The organism is Janthinobacterium sp. CG_23.3 (assembly GCF_046115965.1).
Lineage (GTDB): Bacteria > Pseudomonadota > Gammaproteobacteria > Burkholderiales > Burkholderiaceae_D > Janthinobacterium.
The window spans coordinates 1-17,853 of the sequence record NZ_JBJXIB010000128.1 but is presented as its reverse complement, the minus strand read 5'-3'; the positions used below and the strand labels follow the sequence as shown (position 1 = coordinate 17,853).

The window sequence follows — 17,853 nt, the reverse complement described above, 5'->3', positions numbered from 1 at the left end:
ACGGCCGACTTCGCCGCCCTGACGACCCTGGCCGTCGCCGCGCTGAAATCGAGCCAGCTGGCCGCGCTGACCACCAACCAGGTGGTGGCCCTGACCACGGCGCAAGCCGGCGCCATCGGCACCGCGCAAATCGCCGGCTTGACCACCAGCGGCATCGTCGCGCTGGAAACGGCCGACCTGGCCGCGATGAGAAGCAGCGCCATCGGCGCCTTGAACTCCGACCAGGTGTTGGCGCTGACCACCACCCAGGTGGCCAGCCTGACCACCGGCCAGGTGGCGGCGCTGTCGACGGCGAGCATGGCGACCGGCCTGACCACCAACCAGGTCGTGGCGCTGAGCTCGAGCCAGATCGGCGCCTTGAACAGCGCGCAGGTGGCGGCGATGTCGACCAGCACCACCGCGGCGATTGAAACACGCGATATCGCCGCCCTGAAAACGTCGGCCATCGCCAGCCTGCGCACCGCGCAGATCCAGGCCTTGACGACCGACCAGGTGAGCGCGCTGACTTCGCTGCAAATCCACGCGCTGTCCTCGACCCAGGTGGCGGCGTTCTCGACCGACCAGATCCAGGCGCTGCAGTTCATCACGCCTATCGTGATCGACCTGGACGGCAACGGCGTGAGCACCCTGAGCATGTCGGCCGGCGTCCAGTTCGACCTGAAGGCGAATGGCAGCAAGCTCAACACTGGCTGGGTTGGCCAGGGCGACGGCTTGCTGGTACTGGACCGCAACGGCGACGGCGTGATCAATGACGGCCGCGAATTGTTCGGTTCCTCGACGGTGTTGGCGAACGGCCAGAAAGCGGCCACCGGCTACGCGGCGATGGCCGAGCTGGACGTCAACAAGGACGGCACCATCAGCGCCGCCGACCAGGGCTTCGCCGATCTGCGCATCTGGATCGACGGCAACGCCGACGGCGTCAGCCAGGCCGCCGAGCTGAAATCGCTGGCCTCCTTGAACATCGCCCAGCTGAACCTGGACGTGGCCAAGGCCGGCGTGCTCGACAACGGCAACATCGTTGGCTTGCAATCGACCTACAACACCACCGATGGCGCCAGCCACGCGGTCGGTGACGTCTGGTTCCAAACCAGCGCGGTGGCCCCGGCCGCCGCACCGGCGGCCAACATGCGCGGCCGGGTCACCGACCTGGTGCAGGCGATGGCTTCGTTCGGCGAAGGCGCTGCCAGCGCCCAGCCGGCCGGCGCCGGCGCGCTGAAACTCGATGGCGCCGCGCACACTGGCGCCGTCGCGGCCAGCGTCGGGGCGATGGCCGACGCGCTCAAGCAGTTCGACGCCTTCGGCAAGGCGCTCGGCGGTTCCGACGGCCTGGCCTCGGGCGAGCAGACCTTGCGTCTGAACGCGCTGCAAAACGCGGCCAGCCACGGCATCCTGGCCGCCAAGTAAGCCAGCGCCCGGCGCACCGGCCAAGGCCGGTGCGCGCGCGGTGCGCAAGAGCGGCGGAACCTGACGGTTCCGCCGCTTTTTTTATGTGCATTCCGGCAGCATAAAACGCGCCCGGATGGCTGCGCCTGCGGTAGAATCCACTGGCACGACGCCAGCCTGGCCGGTGTGATCGCCCGATTATTTTTTCGCCAACAAAAAAGGTGAACACGATGTTGTCCTGCCCAACGTTTGCGCGACCGCATTCGATCGCCGCCCCTGCCAATGCACGATAAATTTCCCCATACCGCGATCCAGTGCCTGACGGCCATCGCGCAGCACCACGGCTTGCAGATCAACCCGGAACGCCTGATCGACGACTACGCGCTGGGCGCCGAGGAACCGGGCGACGGCGCGCTGCTGCGCATCGCCGCCGACATCGGCTTGAAGGCCAAGGTCGACAAGCTGTCGTGGGCCGGCCTGCAGGCCCAGGGCGGGGTGTTCCCGCTGATGGCGCGCCTGCGCGACGGCAACATGGTGATCATCGTCGGCGTGCGCGCCGACGGCGACGGCCAGGTGGCGCTGCTCAACCCGATCGCCGAACAGGCCGCCGTGACGCTGGAGCAGCGCGCCAGCTTCGAGCGGCGCTGGGACGGCGACGTGGTGTTCGCCAAACGCCAGCACAAGCTGACCGACCCCAACCAGCCGTTCGGGCTGCGCTGGTTCATCCCCGAGATCCTCAAGCAGAAGGCGGCCTTCCGCGACATCTTCATCGCCGCGCTGGCGATGCACTTGCTGGCGCTGGCCTCGCCGGTGTTCTTCCAGCTGGTCATCGACAAGGTGCTCACGCACCAGAGCGTGACCACGCTGTGGGTGCTGGCGGTGGGCATCGTCATCGCGCTGGTGTTCGACGCCGCCTTCGGCTACCTGCGGCAGATCCTCACGCTGGCGGCGACCAACAAGATCGACATGCGCCTGACCCGGCGCACCTTCGGCCACCTGCTGTCGCTGCCGATCGACTACTTCGAGACCAGCACCGCCGGCGTCATCACGCGCCACATGCAGCAGCTGGAAAAAATCCGCGGCTTCCTGACCGGGCGCATGTTCTTCACCGCGCTCGACATGATCGCGTTGGTGGTGTTCCTGCCGGTGCTGTTCGCCTACTCCTTCAAGCTGACCATGATCGTGCTGCTGTTTACCGCGCTCATCGCCGGCGTCGTGATGGCCATGGTGCCGACCTTCCAGCGCCGCCTGAACGCTCTCTACGCGGCCGAGGGCCAGCGCCAGGCGATGCTGGTGGAGACCATCCACGGCATGCGCACCGTCAAGGCGCTGGCGATCGAGCCGTCGCAGCGGCGCATCTGGGACCAGCGCTCGGCCGAGGCCATCACCATGCATTTCCGGGTCGGCCAGATCTCCATCACAGGCAACGCCATCACCGACTTCCTCGGCAAGCTGCTGCCGGTGGCGGTGATCGTCATCGGCGCCCAGGGCGTGTTCGACCAGACCATGACGGTGGGCGCGCTGATCGCCTTCCAGATGATCTCCGGCCGGGTGGTGCAGCCGCTCATCGCCATCGTCGGCCTGGTCAACGAATACCAGGAAACGGCGCTGTCGGTGCGCATGCTGGGCGAGGTGATGAACCGCGCGCCCGAGGGCCGCGCCGGCGCCGGCGGCCTGCGCCCGGTGCTCGACGGCGAGATCCGCTTCGACGACGTCAGCTTCCGCTATCCGGGCGCCAGCGCGCTGGCGCTCGACAAGGCCAGCTTCACCATCCGCGCCGGCACCGTGGTCGGCATCGTCGGGCGCAGCGGCTCCGGCAAGACCACGCTGACAAAGCTGATCCAGGGCCTGTACGGGGTGCAGGAGGGCATCGTCCGCTTCGACGGCGTCGACGCCCGCGAAATCGAACTGTCGCACCTGCGCCGGCAAATCGGCGTGGTGTTGCAGGAGAACTTCCTGTTCCGCGGCACCGTGCGCGAGAACCTCACCGTGACCAAGCCCGACGCCTCCTTCGAGGAGATCGTCGAGGCCGCCGCCGCCGCCGGCGCCGACGAGTTCATCGAGCGCCTGCCGCACGGCTACGACACGCTGCTCGAGGAAAACGCCGCCAACCTGTCCGGCGGCCAGAAGCAGCGCCTGTCGATCGCCCGCTCGCTGCTGGCCAAGCCGCGCGTGCTGATCCTCGACGAGGCCGCCAGCGCGCTGGACCCGGAGAGCGAGGCCATCTTCATCCGCAACCTCTCGCGCATCGCCGTCGGGCGCACCGTCGTGATGATCTCGCACCGCCTCTCGACGCTGGTCAACGCCAACACCATCCTGGTCATGCAGCAGGGCCGCCTGATGGACAGCGGCCGCCACGCCGAATTGCTCACCCGCAGTGAAACCTACCAGCACCTATGGAACCAACAAACAAGCCACCTGTGACGGCCAAGCGCAGGGACGCCACCGAGATCGACTTCCTGCCCGACGCCGACGCCATCGAGCGCAGCCCGCTGCCGCCGTACGCCCGCATCACGCTGCACGTGCTGGCCGGCGCGCTGCTGAGCTTTGTGCTGTGGGCCAGCTTCTCCGAGGTGGAGAAGGTGGTGCTGGCGCACGGCCGCCTGGTCAACCCGCTGCCCAACATCGTGGTGCAGCCGCTGGAGACGGCGATCATCCAGAAAATCGAGGTGCGGGTCGGCCAGCTGGTGCGCAAGGGCCAGTTGCTGGCCACGCTGGACCCGACCTTCACCCAGGCCGACGAGGCGCAGTTGCGCACCCGCCTGGGCAGCCTGGACGTCCAGGCCGAGAGCCTGCGCGCCGAGCTGGCCGGCGGCGCGCCCAAGGCCGGCGCGGCCGGCGGCGACGCCGACGCCCTGCTGCAGTCGCAGATCGCCGGCGAGCGCCAGGCCAATTTCCAGGCCCAGCTGGCCAAGATGGACCAGAACCTGGCGCGCCTGTCGGCCAGCATCGACACCAACCGCAACGACCAGCGCGTGCTGGGCCTGCGCGTCAAGTCGCTGGGCGAGATGGAGGCGATGCAGGAAACCCTGATCGCCCAGCAGTACGGCGCCAAGCTGCACCTGCTGGAGGCGCGCGACCGCCGCCTCGAGGTCGAGCGCGAGATGCAAATGGCCGGCAACAAGGAACGCGAGCTGCAGCGCGAGATGGCCTCGCTGCGGGCCGAGCGCGCCGCCTTCAACAAGGGCTGGCGGCAGAAGGCCATGGAAGACCTGCTGGCGGCCACGCGCGAGCGCGCCGGCGTCAACGAGCAGTTGCAGAAGGCCGGCAAGCTGCACCAGCTGGTGCAACTGACGGCGCCGGTCGACGGCGTCGTGCTGGAAATGGCCAAGCTCTCGCAGGGCTCGGTGGTCAAGGCGGCCGAGCAGATGTTCACGCTGGTGCCGCTGGGCGCCGACCTCGAGGCCGAGGTGCAGATCGACTCGCTCGACATCGGCTACATCAAGCCGGGCGACCCGGTGCACCTGAAGCTGGACGCCTTCCCGTTCCAGAAGCACGGCGCGCTCGACGCCAAGGTGCGCACCATCAGCGAGGACGCCTTCCGGCGCGACGCCGCCAACCCGGGCCAGGGCCTGGACGCCTACTACATGAGCCGGGTGGCCTTCGGCACGGCGCGCCTGAAGAAGATGAGCGGGCAATCGCGCCTGCTGCCGGGGATGACGCTGACGGCGGAAATCGTGGTCGGCAAGCGTTCGGTGATGTCTTATCTGCTGTGGCCGCTTACCAAGGCCGCGGACGAATCGATCCGCGAGCCGTGACGCCGGCGGACGGTATTTTCAACTTTTAGCGACGGGGTTTTTATGATCAACGGCCTGACATTCACGGGCGGCCTGGGAGCGCAGATCCTCAGCGCCGCCGGCTACTTCTACCACCAGCACGTCGGCCAGGAAGTGGTCGGCATCACCGACTACTTCGACGCCGCCCAGCGCATCGCCGAGCCGGGCCAGATCGGCCAGGTCACGCACTGGGGCTGGGACCTCGACGTCTACGGCCTCGGGCGCGACAGCTTCGCCGCGGCCGGCGGCCGGGCGGTGCGGGTGATCCCGGACGGCGCCGAAAAGGGCCTGTACGCGAAGCGCGGCCTGAGCGTGGCGGCGATCCGCGCGCGCTTCCCGATCGACGCCGACAGCCGCCAGTTCGTGCAGGACATGTTCCACGGCGAGCGCTACGCCTGCGTGCACATCCGCCGCGGCGACTACATCAACGTGGCCAGCTACATGATCCGCGACGAGGCCTTCTTCCGCATCATCAAGCGCGTCTCGCGGCTGGTGCCGAACATCCTGGTGTGCAGCGACACGCCGATTTCCGGCGAGCTGATGGGACTGCTGCAGCAGTCCGGCCTGAACGTCAAGACCGTGCACGGCGGCCCGGCCTACCTGTCGCACGGCATCATGCGCCTGAGCGACATCCTGGTGTGCGCCAACAGCCAGTTCTCGTTCTCGGCGGCGGCGCTGCGCGACGACGACCAGCTGACGTTCGTGCACGCGCGCCACGACGGCGACCTCGACAGCGAATACAACCGCGAGCTGCGCGCCATCAACGAGTTCCAGGCGCTCACGCACCTGTACGAGCACTAAAGCCCGCACCCGCCCGGAAGCGACTATGATCTATGTCTTCGGCGACAGCCACGCGAACTTCAATTTCGCCAATTTGGCGATCGAGAACGTCAACTATTACCGGAACAGCCTGACCATGCACCGGGTCGGGCGCTGACGGCGGCCTTGGTCGCCTCCATCCGCGCCAACCTGGCGCACTACCGCGAGGTGCGCGTGGTGCTGTGCAGCTCCGCCGGAACCTCGACGGCGCCGGCGCGCCGCTGGCCGCCGGCGCCGCCCGCCGGCTCGAGACCGAGGCGGCGGTCGGCGGCGCCTCGCTGGGCGAGTTCATGCTCAACAAGGAGCAGGACGTGCTCGGCGCCGCGCTGTTCCGCAAGGCCGACGCCGGCCCCGCCTACGGCGTCTTCATGAAGCGCGAATACGCCGCCTTGCCGGCCGTGGCGGCGTGCTTGTCGGTGCTGTCGCACAAGGATTGCGTGTATTTGCCGGAGGCGCTGAGCAGCCGCTGCGCGCCGGCCGGGGGCGAGGCCGGCGTCGAATGGTTGCAGCTGTTTTGCGACGCGCGCCAGGGCGGCGCCTTCCTGCGCGAGCGCGCCGCCAGCCACGAGCAGCTGGCCATGAAGCTGTCGTCGCGCCTGGTCTACCTGGCGTCGATGCACCAGCAGGTCAAGGCCGGCGCCTGCGCGCTGGAGAAGATCCACGCGGTGGTGCGCCAGGCAACGACGGCCTTGCTGACGGAGTAGGGCGGCCCTTGCGCCGCCCGCGGCAACCCGGCCCCGCCCGGCCGGCCGCCCGCCATGCGCCGCGCCCGGGGGGGCGGCCATCCCATACCGTATGCCGTCCGGCGCCTAGCCGACTTCCTGGTCGTTGACCGGGAAGTCGCGCGGGCCGCTGAAGAAGTCGCCGCGGGTGTAGGGCGGCATCGGCCGGCCGGCGCCGCCGTCGACGAAGCGCGCGTACTTGCCGCACAGTTCGCGCGTCAGCGCCGGTTGCGCCTCGTGCCCGATAATCTCCTGCATGATCTTCAACATGATCCACGGGTCGACGTCCTCGCGCTTGGCCAGGCCCTCCTCGGCGCCGGTGGTCTTGATGCGGAAGTGGAACTGGCCGCTGGCCAGCATCGCGCGGGCGGTGGCGGCGACGCCGTCGATCTGCGCGCCGGGCGCGCGCGGGCGGATGAAGTTGAACGTCGGCAGCGCGGTGCGCTCGACGTCGTGCAGGGTCAGCGCCTGCCACACGTCGTTGGGCAGGCTGGCGTTCGGGGCGGCCGGGTCGTAGCGGTTGCGCAGCAGCGCCACCACGTCGCTCGACAGCAGGGTGCTGGCGCCGCTGACGAAGGTCCAGCCGTTCAGCGGTTCCGGCGCCGTCAGGCGCGACAGCGGGCCGGCGAAGCAGCCGCTGGCCGGCAGGTCCGCCAGCAGCGCCTGCAGCGCGCGCAGGTCGACCACCGAGGTGACGGTGGTGTGGTACAGGAAGAAGGGCTTGTCGCGGGTGCGCAGCAGGTGGTCGTACACCACCATCTGGCGGAAGATCACCTTGGAGTTTTCCGTGGCCGACCAGGTGCCGGTGGCGGCGTACGAGGCGGCGCCGGTGTAGCGCTCGCCGCCCAGGCCGACCAGCAGGTCGTCGCCCTCGGTGACCACCTGGCCGCGCGCCACGTCCTCGGTCTCGCGCACGAAGATGATGTCGATGTCGGGGAAGAAGGAGCGGTAGAACTGCCACAGCGAGCGCGCCCGCGAGTACACCGGCAGCTCGTCGCCGTAGCCGATGTAGACCACCAGGTCGGGCCGCGGCGCGGCGGCGGCCCTGGGCGCGCTGTCGAGGCGCAGCGCCAGCGTGGCGCCGTCCTGCACCAGGCGCGCGCCGGCCGGCGCGCCGGCGCGCTGCGCCAGCTCCGGCGTTTCGCCGCGGCGGCCCTGCACGTCCCAGGCGATGAAGCCGCTCAGCGTGACGATGAAGCACTCGGTCGAGAACGGGTACGCCGCCGGCGACGCCAGGAAGGCCTGCATGCGCGCCAGGTAGCCGGCGTGGGTGGCCGCGTCCATGCCCTTCAGGTGGGCGTACAGCTCGTCGTAGGTGCCGAACAGGCCGATGTCGATGAAGCAGTCGGCCGGGATCCAGCGCGCGATGTTGGGCGCGCCGCCGTACACCGGCACCGCGCCGGCGCGCAGGCAGTCGAGGATTTTCTCGGTGATGTAGCCGGGGATGCTTTTCGCGTTCTCGTAGCAAATCGCGAAGCGGTAGTTGGCCAGCGTCGCCAGCTTGTCGTCGACCTTGCCGCGGTAGCTGGGGAACTGCGCCGCGTCCCAGCCGCCGCCGTACAGGTCGAAGTCGGCCGGCGCGCCGCTCTCGAACCAGCGGATGGCGCGCACGCGGTGCGAGTACAGTTCGAACGGGTGCTCCGACTGCTTGGCGCCGGCGATGATGGTGGCCAGCTTGCGCTGCCCGAAGGCCGACTGCTGGGTCGCCAGCTGGTATTGCGGCGCGGCGTCGATGGCGAAGTTGATCTTGACGTAGCGCTCGCCGTCGACCAGCGTGTCGTTCCAGGTGAAGATGCGGTCGAACTGCTGGTGGTAGGCGGGGTCCCAGTTGTCCGGCTTGATCACCTCGCACTCGTACAGCAGCAGGTACTTGGCGATGCCCGAGGCCAGCAGCGCGTCGACCGCCGGGTTGCCGGCGCGCGGCCGGTCCATGAACAGCACCGCGTCGAGGTCGGCGACGCCGGCGACCTGGTCAAAGGTGACGAAGTCGATGCCGTGGGCGCGGCCGTAGGCGTGCAGCTCGACCCAGGGCTTGAGCAGGTCGGCGCCGATGGCGGCGTTGGCGTTGCGGAAGATGAAGCCGTCGGTGGTCAGCTCCTCGTAGTAGTTCCACAGCGCGACGCGGATCGGCCGGCCCGGGTTGCGTCCGCCGTCGGCCTGCAGGTAATGCGGCGGCGGCTGCGCCGCGCGGATCGGCAGCACCTGCCAGCGCGCCGGCCACAGCGGCTGGATGACGGCGCCGAAGCGCGCCAGCAGGGCCGGGTCGGCCGGGTCGAAGGCCTGCTGCGGCGCGATCACCACCTGGCCGGGTTTCGGCGCCAGGCGCGCGGCCCAGCAGGAGGCGCCGTGGTAGCTGACGATGTGGTGGCGGCAGGAGCCCATCAGCAGCAGCGCGGCGGCCTCGTCGACCGCGCCTACCAGGGTGTGCTGCGGACCCAGGCCCAGTTCGGCGGCGTCGCTGCCCGGGTCGTCGCAGAAGACGAAGACGTGGGATTGCGGCTTGCGGTAGGCCAGCGCCGCCAGCGCGTCGCGGTAGTAGCTGGCCGGCAGCGCCGCCAGGCCCTGCGGCGGGGCGGCGCGGCGCAGGTCGAGCGCGGCCGCCTCGGGGTGGGCGGCGATGCGTTCGAGCAGGGCGCGGACGGCCTCGCCGGGCGGCTGGCGCAGGCCCATGCCGCCGACCAGGCCGGGCACGCCGGCGGCGCCGTAGCCGCCGTCGTGCCACAGGCCGTCGAGGTAGAGGCCGTCGCGCAGGCGCTGCCAGACCGACTCGTCGAACAGCAGCGTGTCCTCGGTCAGGCTGCCGGCGGCCTTGGCGGCGGCGACCTCGGCGTCGCCGGCCAGCTCGGCCGGCAGGCGGAAGTGTTGCAGCAGCAGCGGCTGGGCGGCGTCGCCGCCGTCGAGCTTGAGGGTGGTGCGCAGGCGCGCGGCGCAGGCTTCGCCGAAGGCATACTGGCCGAACTGCTGGGTCAGGCTGCCGAAGAGGTGGACGATGATCATAGGGGGTGGTTCCAGTGTTGGGTGGGGGGCCGCGGCCGCTGCGGCGGCGTCAGGCCAGCGTCAGGAAGCGCGCCAGCTGGGCCGCCGCCTGCTGCCGTTCGGCCGCGGCCGGGTCGGCTTCTTCGCGCACGACCGCGCGCCACAGTTCGAGCGCCTCGTCGACGCTGCCGCGGCGCTCCAGCAGCGCGGCCAGTTGCAGGCGCGCCGGATGGAAGCGCGGGAAGGCCTGCAGCGCCAGGCGGTAGGCCGCCTCGGCGTCGGCGTATTGCTGCAGGTTGTGCAGCGTCACGGCCAGGTTGAAGCAGGCCGCGTGGCGCAGCGCCGCGCCGGGCTTGTGTTCGAGCCAGCAGCGGTACAGCGCGACGCTGCGGTGGCGCAGGTTGGCGCCCTCCAGCTGCTCGCCGATGTTGATCAGGTTGATCAGCTCCAGCGTGCCGGCGGCGGCCGCGGCGAAGGCGGCGGCGATGCCCGCCTCCTGCTCGGCGTTGAGCTGGCGCGCCGCGCCGCAGGCCAGGTGCTCGTGGCGCGCCAGTTGCAGCTGCGGCGCGGCGACCGGGTGCTTGGCGTACACGGCCCTGATCCACATGTTCATTTTCGGCCCGTGCTGGACGATCAGGTGGCCGGCGTCGTGCAGGCGCTGGCGCACCTCCACCGTCAGCGCCGGCACGGCCAGGAAGTCGGTGGCGGCGGCGGCGCGGATCAGCCATTCCCAATCCTCGCAGGCGGCGAAGTATTCGTCGAAATAGCCGACCTGCTCGAGCAGCGCGCGGGCGAACACCCAGGTCGGGGTGGGGATGAAATTGCTGATCATCAGGCGCTCGCGCGAGTACGCCACGTTCGAGTAGGGCTGCACCCGGCCGACGTTGACCAGCTCGCCGTTGCGCATGTCGTCGATGACGTATTCGGCCAGCGCATAGCCGAACAGGCAGTCGCTCGCCTGCAGCGCGCCGACGGTGCTCTCGAGGTGGGTCGGCAGGTACACGTCGTCGTCGTCGAGGTAGGCGATGTAGGCGCCGCGGGCCATGCGCAGGCCGGTGTTGCGCGCCGCCGAGGCGCCCTGGTTGGTGGCGTGCGTTACGCCGCGCACGATGCCGCTGGCGTTGTGCGCGGCGATGATGTCGTCGACCGCCACGCCGTTGTCGTTGACGACGATGATCTCCAGCGGCAGCCGGGTTTGCGCCAGCACGCTGCCGATCGAGCGCCCCAGCATGTCGCGCCGGTTGTGGGTCGGGATGATGACGCTGATCGAGCCGATGTCGGCGTCGCCGCCGGGGGGTGTCGCGCTTACTGGCATGGCAGGCCTCGGGTTGGTTGGTGTGCAAGGGAGGCCAGCGCCGCCGCGAACGCCGCGCCGCCCAGGCTGTTGGGCGCCAGCGGGTAGGGCGCGTGGAGCGGGTCGGCGGCGTGCCGGCGCAGCGCCTCGAGCTGTTCGTCGAGCCGGCCCTCGACGCCGGCCAGCCAGGCCGCGGTGAACGGGCTGTGGCGGCGCGCGATCAGCCGCTCCCGGCCGTCTTGCCCGGCGTCGGGCTCGACCACGGCCGGCGGCTCGCCGGCGCCGAAGCGCTCGAAGTGGCCGGTCCAGGACACGGCCGCCGGCGCCGGCGCCAGCGCGCTGTAGCCGCCGCCGAAGTGGTGCAGCAGGTAGGCGCGCAGGTAGTCGGCCTGGTGCGCCTGGTCGAGCAGCGCGTAGGCCGGGTGGAACGGCGCCTGCGGCACCTCCCATTCGGCGGCGCCGGCGGCGTCGACCAGTACCACCGGCCGGCCGCTGTGGCGCAGCAGTGCCAGCAGCGCCTCGGCTTGCGGCGCCGGCAGCGCGCCGGCGCCGGTCCAGGCGGTGAAGATGACGCCCGCTTCGAGGGCGTCGAACTGCCCCAGGCGGGCCTTGCCGACCAGCGCGCCGCGGCTTTCCCGGGCGCCGCCGCCGGGCCGGCGCGCGATGCGCTGGAACAGCGCTTCCAGGTCGCGCACCAGTTGCGGGCTGTCGAACAGGCGGCAGCTCAGGCGGTTCTGTTCGAGCTGGCGCTTCATCGCGGCGACGCGCTCGGGCGCGTGCGCCAGGCTGACCGCCAGGTTTTCGTAGTCGTTCAGCGAGTGCGTGATCAGCTCGGGCAGGTCGACCGCCAGCAGCAGGCTGCCGGCCATGCGCGAGGCGAAGGTGCGGCCGGCGCAGGTGAGCACCGGCAGGCCGGCCCACAGCGCGTCGCTGGCGGTGGTGCCGCCGTTGAACGGCAGCGTGTCGACGAACAGGTCGGCCAGCTGGTAGCGCGCCAGGTAGTCGGCCGGCGCCACGCGCGCGGCGAAGTACAGGCGGGTGCGCGCCACGCCCTGCTGCTCGGCGCGGCGGCACAGCGTCTCGCGCACGTCGTCGCCCTCGACCACCAGCCACAGCACGCCGTGCGGCGCGCGCAGGAGTATCCGCATCCAGCAATCGAACACCTCGGGGGTGAACTTGAAGTGGTTGTTGAAGGCGCAAAAGACGAAGGCGTCGTCGGGCAGGCCGTTGGCGGCGCGCGTCGAGCGCGGGCCGATGGCGCGCTGGCGGTCGTTGATCTGGAAGCAGTTCGGCAGGTACAGCGGCTGCTCGGTGAAGTACGGCGCCAGCTCGGGCGGGAAGAGGAATTCGTCGACCAGCACGTAGTCGACGCCGGGCAGCGCGGTCGGGCCGGGCAGGCCCAGCCAGGTGATCTGCACCGGCGCCGGGCGGTACGCCAGGATGTTCGGGCGCGCCCCCAGGGTCAGGCCGTGCAGGTCGACCAGGATGTCGATTTCGTGGTCGCGGATGCACCGCGCCGCCGCCTCGTCGCCGATGCCGGCGATGCGCACGTAGTGGTCCATCGCCTTGACCACGCGGGCGCGGATGGGCGAACCGTCCTCGTTGCTCCAGCAGAAACCGTAGACCTCCACCTGGCCGCGGTCGTGCAGCTCGTACAGCTCGGCCGTCAGGATCGACACCGCGTGCGAGCAGAAGTCCGACGACAGGTAGCCGATGCGCAGGCGCGCGTGGCGGTAGCCGTCCTGGCTGGCCAGCGCGGCCACCCCGGCGACCACCTTTTCCTTGACGAAGCGGCGCGCCGCCAGCAGTTGCAGCTCGGGGTCGCCGGAGGCGCTGAGCATGGCCAGCGCCGAGGTGCCCGTCACCATGCTGGCGACGTCGAAACCCAGGCTGCCGTCGTAGACCGGCCATTTGCACTGCTTCTGGCGCAGGTGCACCCAGTGCGTCATGACGCTGGCCTGGGCCGGGTCTTCGCGCAGGCTGCGGGTCAGCATCTCCTCGGCCTCCGGCAGCTCCTTGCGCAGTTCCAGCAGGCGCCCGAGGTTGTTCAGGGCCTGGATGTAGAGCGCCTTGTCGCCGGCCGCGGCGAGGTCGGCGCCGGCCAGCGCCGTGCGCCAGCAGTCCAGCGCCTCGAGCGGGCGGCCGGTGCGTTCGAGCAGCGTGCCCAGGTTCAGCAGGCCTTCCAGGAAGGCCGGCGCCTGCGCCAGCGCGGCGCGGTAGGCCGCCTCGGCGCCGGCGTCGTCGCCCAGGGCGATCAGCAGCACGGCGAGGTTGAACTGGGCCGCGTAGGCGACCGGCGAGGGGGTGTGCGCCAGCCAGGCGCGGTACAACTGCGCGGCGCGCGCGGCCTGGCCGGCTTCGCCCAGGCGCTGGGCGGCGCTAAACAGTTCGATGACGGTCAGCAAGCCCTGGCCGGCCTGGTTGAAGGCGGCTTGTTCGGCTTCCTGGAGCCCGGGGGCGGTCGATGGTACGGTCATATATCCTGTGACTGGTCGGTGCGGCATGCAAAAAAAACGGGGCGGGCGGCTAGTCGCCCAGCTCGGCCAGTTGGGCGCGCAGCGACGCGGCGTCGATGCCGTGCTCGCGGCGCAGGTAGGCGTAACTGCCGCAGCGCTCCGAGAAGCGGTCGTCGATGCCGAGCCGGACCACGCGGGCGCGGGCGCCGTCCATGTCGCCGACGATCTCGGCGATGGCGCCGCCCAGGCCGCCGATGCGGCTGTGCTCTTCCAGCACGATCAGCCGGGCGTGGCGGCGCGCCAGCTCGGCCACCTGGACCCGGTTGATCGGCTTGATCGACGGAACGCTCCAGACCGCGCGGCCGTCGGCCAGTTCGAGCGCCGTCTTGACCATGGCGCCGGTGGCCAGGAAGGCGGCGCTGCCGCCGCCGTCGGCCACCGGCAGCAGGTCGCCGATGGGCGCGGCCAGCGCGCCGGCGTGCACTTCGCCGATGTCCGACTTGCCCATGCGCAGATAGGTCGGGCCGTCGAAGCGCAGCGCCTGCGCCATCGCGTACGTCATCTCGGCGCGGTCGCACGGCGACAGGATGGCCAGGTTCGGCAGCGCGCGCAGGGCGGCGATGTCCTCGGTCGACTGGTGGCTGCTGCCAAGGGCGCTGTAGACGATGCCGGCGCCGTCGCCGATCAGCACCACCCCCAGGTTTTCATAGCAGACGTCGAGTTTGATCTGTTCGAGCACGCGCACCGGCACGAAGGCGCTCAGGCCGTACACCACCGGCTTGAAGCCGGCCTTGGCCAGGCCGGCGGCGACGCCGACCATGTTCTGCTCGGCGATGCCGCAGTTGATGAATTGCTCGGGGCGCTGGCGGCGGAAGTCGTCGAACAGGCTGTAGCCGTGGTCGCCCGTCAACAGCAGTACTTTCGGGTCGGCCACGGCGGCCGCCGACAGCGCGTCGGAAAAGGCGTTTCTCATACTGGCTCCAGTTCGGACATGGCGGCGGCGAAGGTGGCGGCGTCCAGGCGCGTGTAGTGCCACAGGTTCTGGTGCTCCATGAAGGAGACGCCCTTGCCCTTGACGGTGCGCGCCACCAGCGCCTTGGGGCGGCCGTCGCGCTTGTTTTCCAGCGCCGTGAAGGCGGCGTCGAGCGCGGCCTCGTCGTGGCCGTCGACGTCGACGGCCTCGAAGTTGAAGGATTCGAACTTGGCGCGCAGCGAGCCCAGGTCCATCACCTCGCTGGTCTTGCCCATCGCCTGCAGGCCGTTCTCGTCGACGATGACGAGCAGGTTGTCGAGCTTGCGGTGGGCGGCGAACAGCATGGCCTCCCAGATCGGCCCCTCGTTCATCTCGCCGTCGCCCAGCAGCACGTAGCAGCGCTGCCCGGTGTCGCCCAGTTTCGCCGCCAGCGCCATGCCGACGCCGACCGACAGGCCGTGGCCGAGCGAACCGGAGGTCACCTCGCAGCCGGGCACGTGGGCGTCCGACAGGCCCTTGAGCAGCGTGCCGTCGCCGTAGTAGTTGGCCAGCGCGTCCGGCGCCAGCCAGCCCTTTTCGTGCAGGCAGGCGTATTGCGCCATGACGCCGTGGCCCTTGCTGAGGACCATGTAGTCGCGGCCCGGGCCGTCCGGGTCGTTGTCCGGATAGCGCAGGTGCCGGCGGTACAGCACGGCCAGGATGTCGGCCAGCGAAAAGGCGCAGGCGACGTGCACGGTGGCGCCGGCGTAGGCCATTTGCAGCACCGTGCGGCGGATGTGGCGGGCGTTAAAATCGGACATGGTATGGTCCCAGGTGGGGTCGGGCGCGCTGCGCCGGATGCGCTGCGGGCGGGTTCATGGCGCCGCCGGCCGCGGCTGCCAGGCGGCCGTGGCGCGGATCGCCGCGTCCAGGTCGGTGTACTCGCGCAGCCCGAGGGCGGCGGCGCGCGCCGTCGCCGGCACGTACTGCGCCGGCGCCCGGCCCGGCGTCGCCGCCTGGGCCACGACGACGTGCTCGGCGCCGGTCAGCGCGCGGCTGACGCGGCGCGCCAGCTCGGCCACCGAAACGGCCCGCGAGGAACCGACATTATAGGGCTGGGCGTCGCCGTTGACCAAGATCGTCAGCAGCCACACGGCCAGGTCGGCGGCGTACAGGTAGGAGCGCAGCGGCGTGCCGTCGCCGCCGACCCGCACCGGCGCGCCGGCCAGGCTGTCGCGGATGAAGTTGCCGATGGCGAACTGGGCGTCCAGCGCCATGTAGGGACCGACCAGGGCGAAGCAGCGGGCGACGCGCGCCGCCGTGCCGTGCTGCCGGGCGTGGCAGGCGAGCAGGAATTCGGCGGCGCGCTTGGCCTGGCCGTAGGCGCTGCCCAGGTCGTCGGTGGCGGGCGCGCCGGCGTGGCTTTCTGGCACCTGCGGGCAGTCGGCCGGCTGGCGCCCGTAGACGGCGCCGGAACTGGTCAACAGGTAGCGCGTGGCGCCGGCGCGCGCGGCCAGCGCCAGGGTCTGCTCGGTGCCGGCGACGATGTCGCGGTACACCCGCAGCGGGTCGGCGTCGGGGCGCACGACGTCGGTGGCGACGTGCAGGATGGTGTCGAAGGGGCCGGCCACGCCGGCCAGGTCGGTGACGTCGCCTTGCAGCAGGCGCACGGCCGGGTGGCCGGCCAGGTGCGCCGCCTTGGCGCGGAAGCGCCCGGGGGCGCGCGTCAGCACCGTCAGTTCCAGGCCGAGGCCGAAACGCTCGTGCCCGGCCAGCAGCGCTTCGAGCAGCCAGCAGCCGACGAAGCCGGTGCCGCCGCTGACGAAGAGGCGCTGGCCGCGCAGCGCCTCCCAGACGGCGGCCGGGGTGTGCGCGAGCACCAGCTCGACGTCGGCGGGGGAAACGCCGGGGCGGTAGCCGGTGCTGGCGGTGTTGCTGCCGTGTGTGTCAGTCATTGCTAGTTCCTTGTTGCCGCTCATTGAAGCTGGCGCAGGCCGGATTGGCGCAGCGCAATCCGACGCCGGGCCGCTGCCGACGCCAGTCGGCTTACGCCCCGCGGGCTAAGCCGACCTACGCCATCCCTCATTGGCGGTATGTGGGCCGGACCCCGCAGGGCCGACCCCGGCCCTTTGCCGCCGGCTCAGAAGCCGACGCCAAAGAACGCTTCCAGTTTCTCGACCGCGAAGTCGAGCATCTCGCGGCTCAGGCCAGGGTAGACGCCGATCCAGAAGGTGTCGTTCATGACGCGGTCGGTGTTGGTCAGCTCGCCCGAGACGCGGTAGTTCTGGCCGGTCATGTAGGGTTGGCGCGTCAGGTTGCCGGCGAATAGCAGGCGGGTGCCGATCTTGTGCTGGTCCAGGTAGGTCAGCAGGTCGACACGGCTCAGGTTGGCCTCCGGCTTCAGGGTCATCGGGAAGCCGAACCAGGACGGCTCGGCGTGCTCGGTCGCCTCCGGCAGGATCAGGAACTCGGCGCAACTGGCCAGGCGCGTCTTCAGGTAGGCGAAGTTGTCCTTGCGCGCCTGGATGAAGCCGGCCGCGCGGTCGAGCTGCGCCACGCCGCAGGCGGCCTGCATGTCGGTGATCTTCAGGTTGTAGCCGAGGTGGGTGTAGGTGTACTTGTGGTCGTAGCCCTGCGGCAGCGTGCCCATCTTCCAGCAGAAGCGCTTGCCGCAGGTGTTGTCCTTGCCCGGCGCGCAGTAGCAGTCGCGGCCCCAGTCGCGGAACGATTCGGCGATCGCCTTCAGCTCGGCGTTGTTGGTGAACACGGCGCCGCCTTCGCCCATGGTGATGTGGTGGGCCGGGTAGAAGCTCATCGTGCCGATGTCGCCGAAGGTGCCGACCATCTGCCCCTTGTAGGTCGAGCCGAGGGCGTCGCAGCAGTCTTCGACCAGCCACAGATTGTGCTTCTTGCACAGCGCGACGACGAGGTCGAGGTTGTACGGGTTGCCCAGCGTGTGGGCCAGCATGATGGCCTTGGTCTTGGGGCCGATGGCCGCCTCGATCAGGGACGCGTCGATGTTGTAGGTGCCCAGTTCGACGTCGACGAACACCGGCACCGCGCCGAATTGCAGGATCGGGTTGACGGTGGTGGGGAAGCCGGCGGCCACGCCGATCACCTCGTCGCCGGCCTTGATGGCGCGCGCGCCCAGCTTGGGCGAGGTCAGGGTGGAAAACGCCACCAGGTTGGCCGAGGAGCCGGAGTTCACCGTGATCAGGTGCTTGACGCCGATGAAGGCGGCCAGCCTGGCTTCGAATTGGTCGTTGAAGCGGCCGGTGGTGAGCCAGGCGTCCAGCGACGCCTCGACCATCAGCGCCATCTCGGGCGCGCCGACCACCTTGCCGGCCGGCGGCACCACCGTCACGCCCGGCTCGAACGGCCGCGGGGGGGGGGGGGGGGGGGGGGGGGGGGGGGGGGGGGAAGGAAGGGGGGGGGGGGGGGGGTGGGCGGTGTGGGGGGCGGGGTTGGTGTTTCT

The 17,853-nt window shown here is 70.6% G+C and carries 11 protein-coding genes and 1 pseudogene; 5 read left to right on the top strand and 7 right to left on the bottom strand.

The genetic code is table 11. From position 1 onward, the window contains the following. The 5 genes and pseudogenes from ACFDR9_RS22845 to ACFDR9_RS22825 form a co-directional block, all read left to right on the top strand. Positions 1 to 1,404, top strand: a pseudogene (locus ACFDR9_RS22845) (heme utilization protein); the annotation flags it as partial. A gap of 261 nt (positions 1,405 to 1,665) precedes the next feature. After that, positions 1,666 to 3,807 carry a peptidase domain-containing ABC transporter gene (locus tag ACFDR9_RS22840; protein ID WP_409032475.1) on the top strand — a complete coding sequence of 714 codons (2,142 nt, stop codon included), beginning with the start codon at positions 1,666 to 1,668 and terminating at the stop codon, positions 3,805 to 3,807. Then, entirely contained in the window at positions 3,780 to 5,141 is a 1,362-nt protein-coding gene (locus ACFDR9_RS22835) for an HlyD family type I secretion periplasmic adaptor subunit (RefSeq protein WP_409032474.1), read from the top strand. The genes ACFDR9_RS22840 and ACFDR9_RS22835 overlap by 28 nt, the downstream gene beginning before the upstream one ends. A 42-nt stretch (positions 5,142 to 5,183) precedes the next feature. Then, positions 5,184 to 5,960 carry a hypothetical protein gene (locus ACFDR9_RS22830; protein WP_409032473.1) on the top strand — a complete coding sequence of 259 codons (777 nt, stop codon included), beginning with the start codon at positions 5,184 to 5,186 and terminating at the stop codon, positions 5,958 to 5,960. 200 nt (positions 5,961 to 6,160) lie between these two features. Further along, positions 6,161 to 6,682, top strand: coding sequence for a hypothetical protein (locus tag ACFDR9_RS22825; RefSeq protein WP_409032472.1), 522 nt, complete (start codon positions 6,161 to 6,163; stop codon positions 6,680 to 6,682). A gap of 105 nt (positions 6,683 to 6,787) precedes the next feature. Here the strand turns inward: ACFDR9_RS22825 and ACFDR9_RS22820 are convergent, their stop codons facing one another. From ACFDR9_RS22820 to rfbH, 7 genes are all read right to left on the bottom strand, one after another. Next, entirely contained in the window at positions 6,788 to 9,697 is a 2,910-nt protein-coding gene (locus tag ACFDR9_RS22820; protein ID WP_409032471.1) for a glycosyltransferase family 10 domain-containing protein, read from the bottom strand. A 49-nt stretch (positions 9,698 to 9,746) separates the two neighbouring features. Next, positions 9,747 to 10,991 carry a glycosyltransferase gene (locus ACFDR9_RS22815; RefSeq protein ID WP_409032470.1) on the bottom strand — a complete coding sequence of 415 codons (1,245 nt, stop codon included), beginning with the start codon at positions 10,989 to 10,991 and terminating at the stop codon, positions 9,747 to 9,749. Beyond that, positions 10,982 to 13,447 carry a tetratricopeptide repeat protein gene (locus tag ACFDR9_RS22810; protein WP_409032469.1) on the bottom strand — a complete coding sequence of 822 codons (2,466 nt, stop codon included), beginning with the start codon at positions 13,445 to 13,447 and terminating at the stop codon, positions 10,982 to 10,984. The genes ACFDR9_RS22815 and ACFDR9_RS22810 overlap by 10 nt, the downstream gene beginning before the upstream one ends. Before the next feature lie 49 nt (positions 13,448 to 13,496). Next, entirely contained in the window at positions 13,497 to 14,399 is a 903-nt protein-coding gene (locus ACFDR9_RS22805; protein ID WP_409032468.1) for a transketolase family protein, read from the bottom strand. After that, on the bottom strand, positions 14,396 to 15,199 hold the full coding sequence (locus ACFDR9_RS22800; protein ID WP_409032467.1) for a transketolase: 804 nt from the start codon (positions 15,197 to 15,199) through the stop codon (positions 14,396 to 14,398). The genes ACFDR9_RS22805 and ACFDR9_RS22800 overlap by 4 nt, the downstream gene beginning before the upstream one ends. 54 nt (positions 15,200 to 15,253) lie before the next feature. Beyond that, positions 15,254 to 16,333, bottom strand: coding sequence for an NAD-dependent epimerase/dehydratase family protein (locus ACFDR9_RS22795; protein ID WP_409032466.1), 1,080 nt, complete (start codon positions 16,331 to 16,333; stop codon positions 15,254 to 15,256). A gap of 185 nt (positions 16,334 to 16,518) precedes the next feature. Next, on the bottom strand, positions 16,519 to 17,853 hold a 1,335-nt coding region (gene rfbH, locus ACFDR9_RS22790; protein ID WP_409032465.1), incomplete at its 5' end, for a lipopolysaccharide biosynthesis protein RfbH.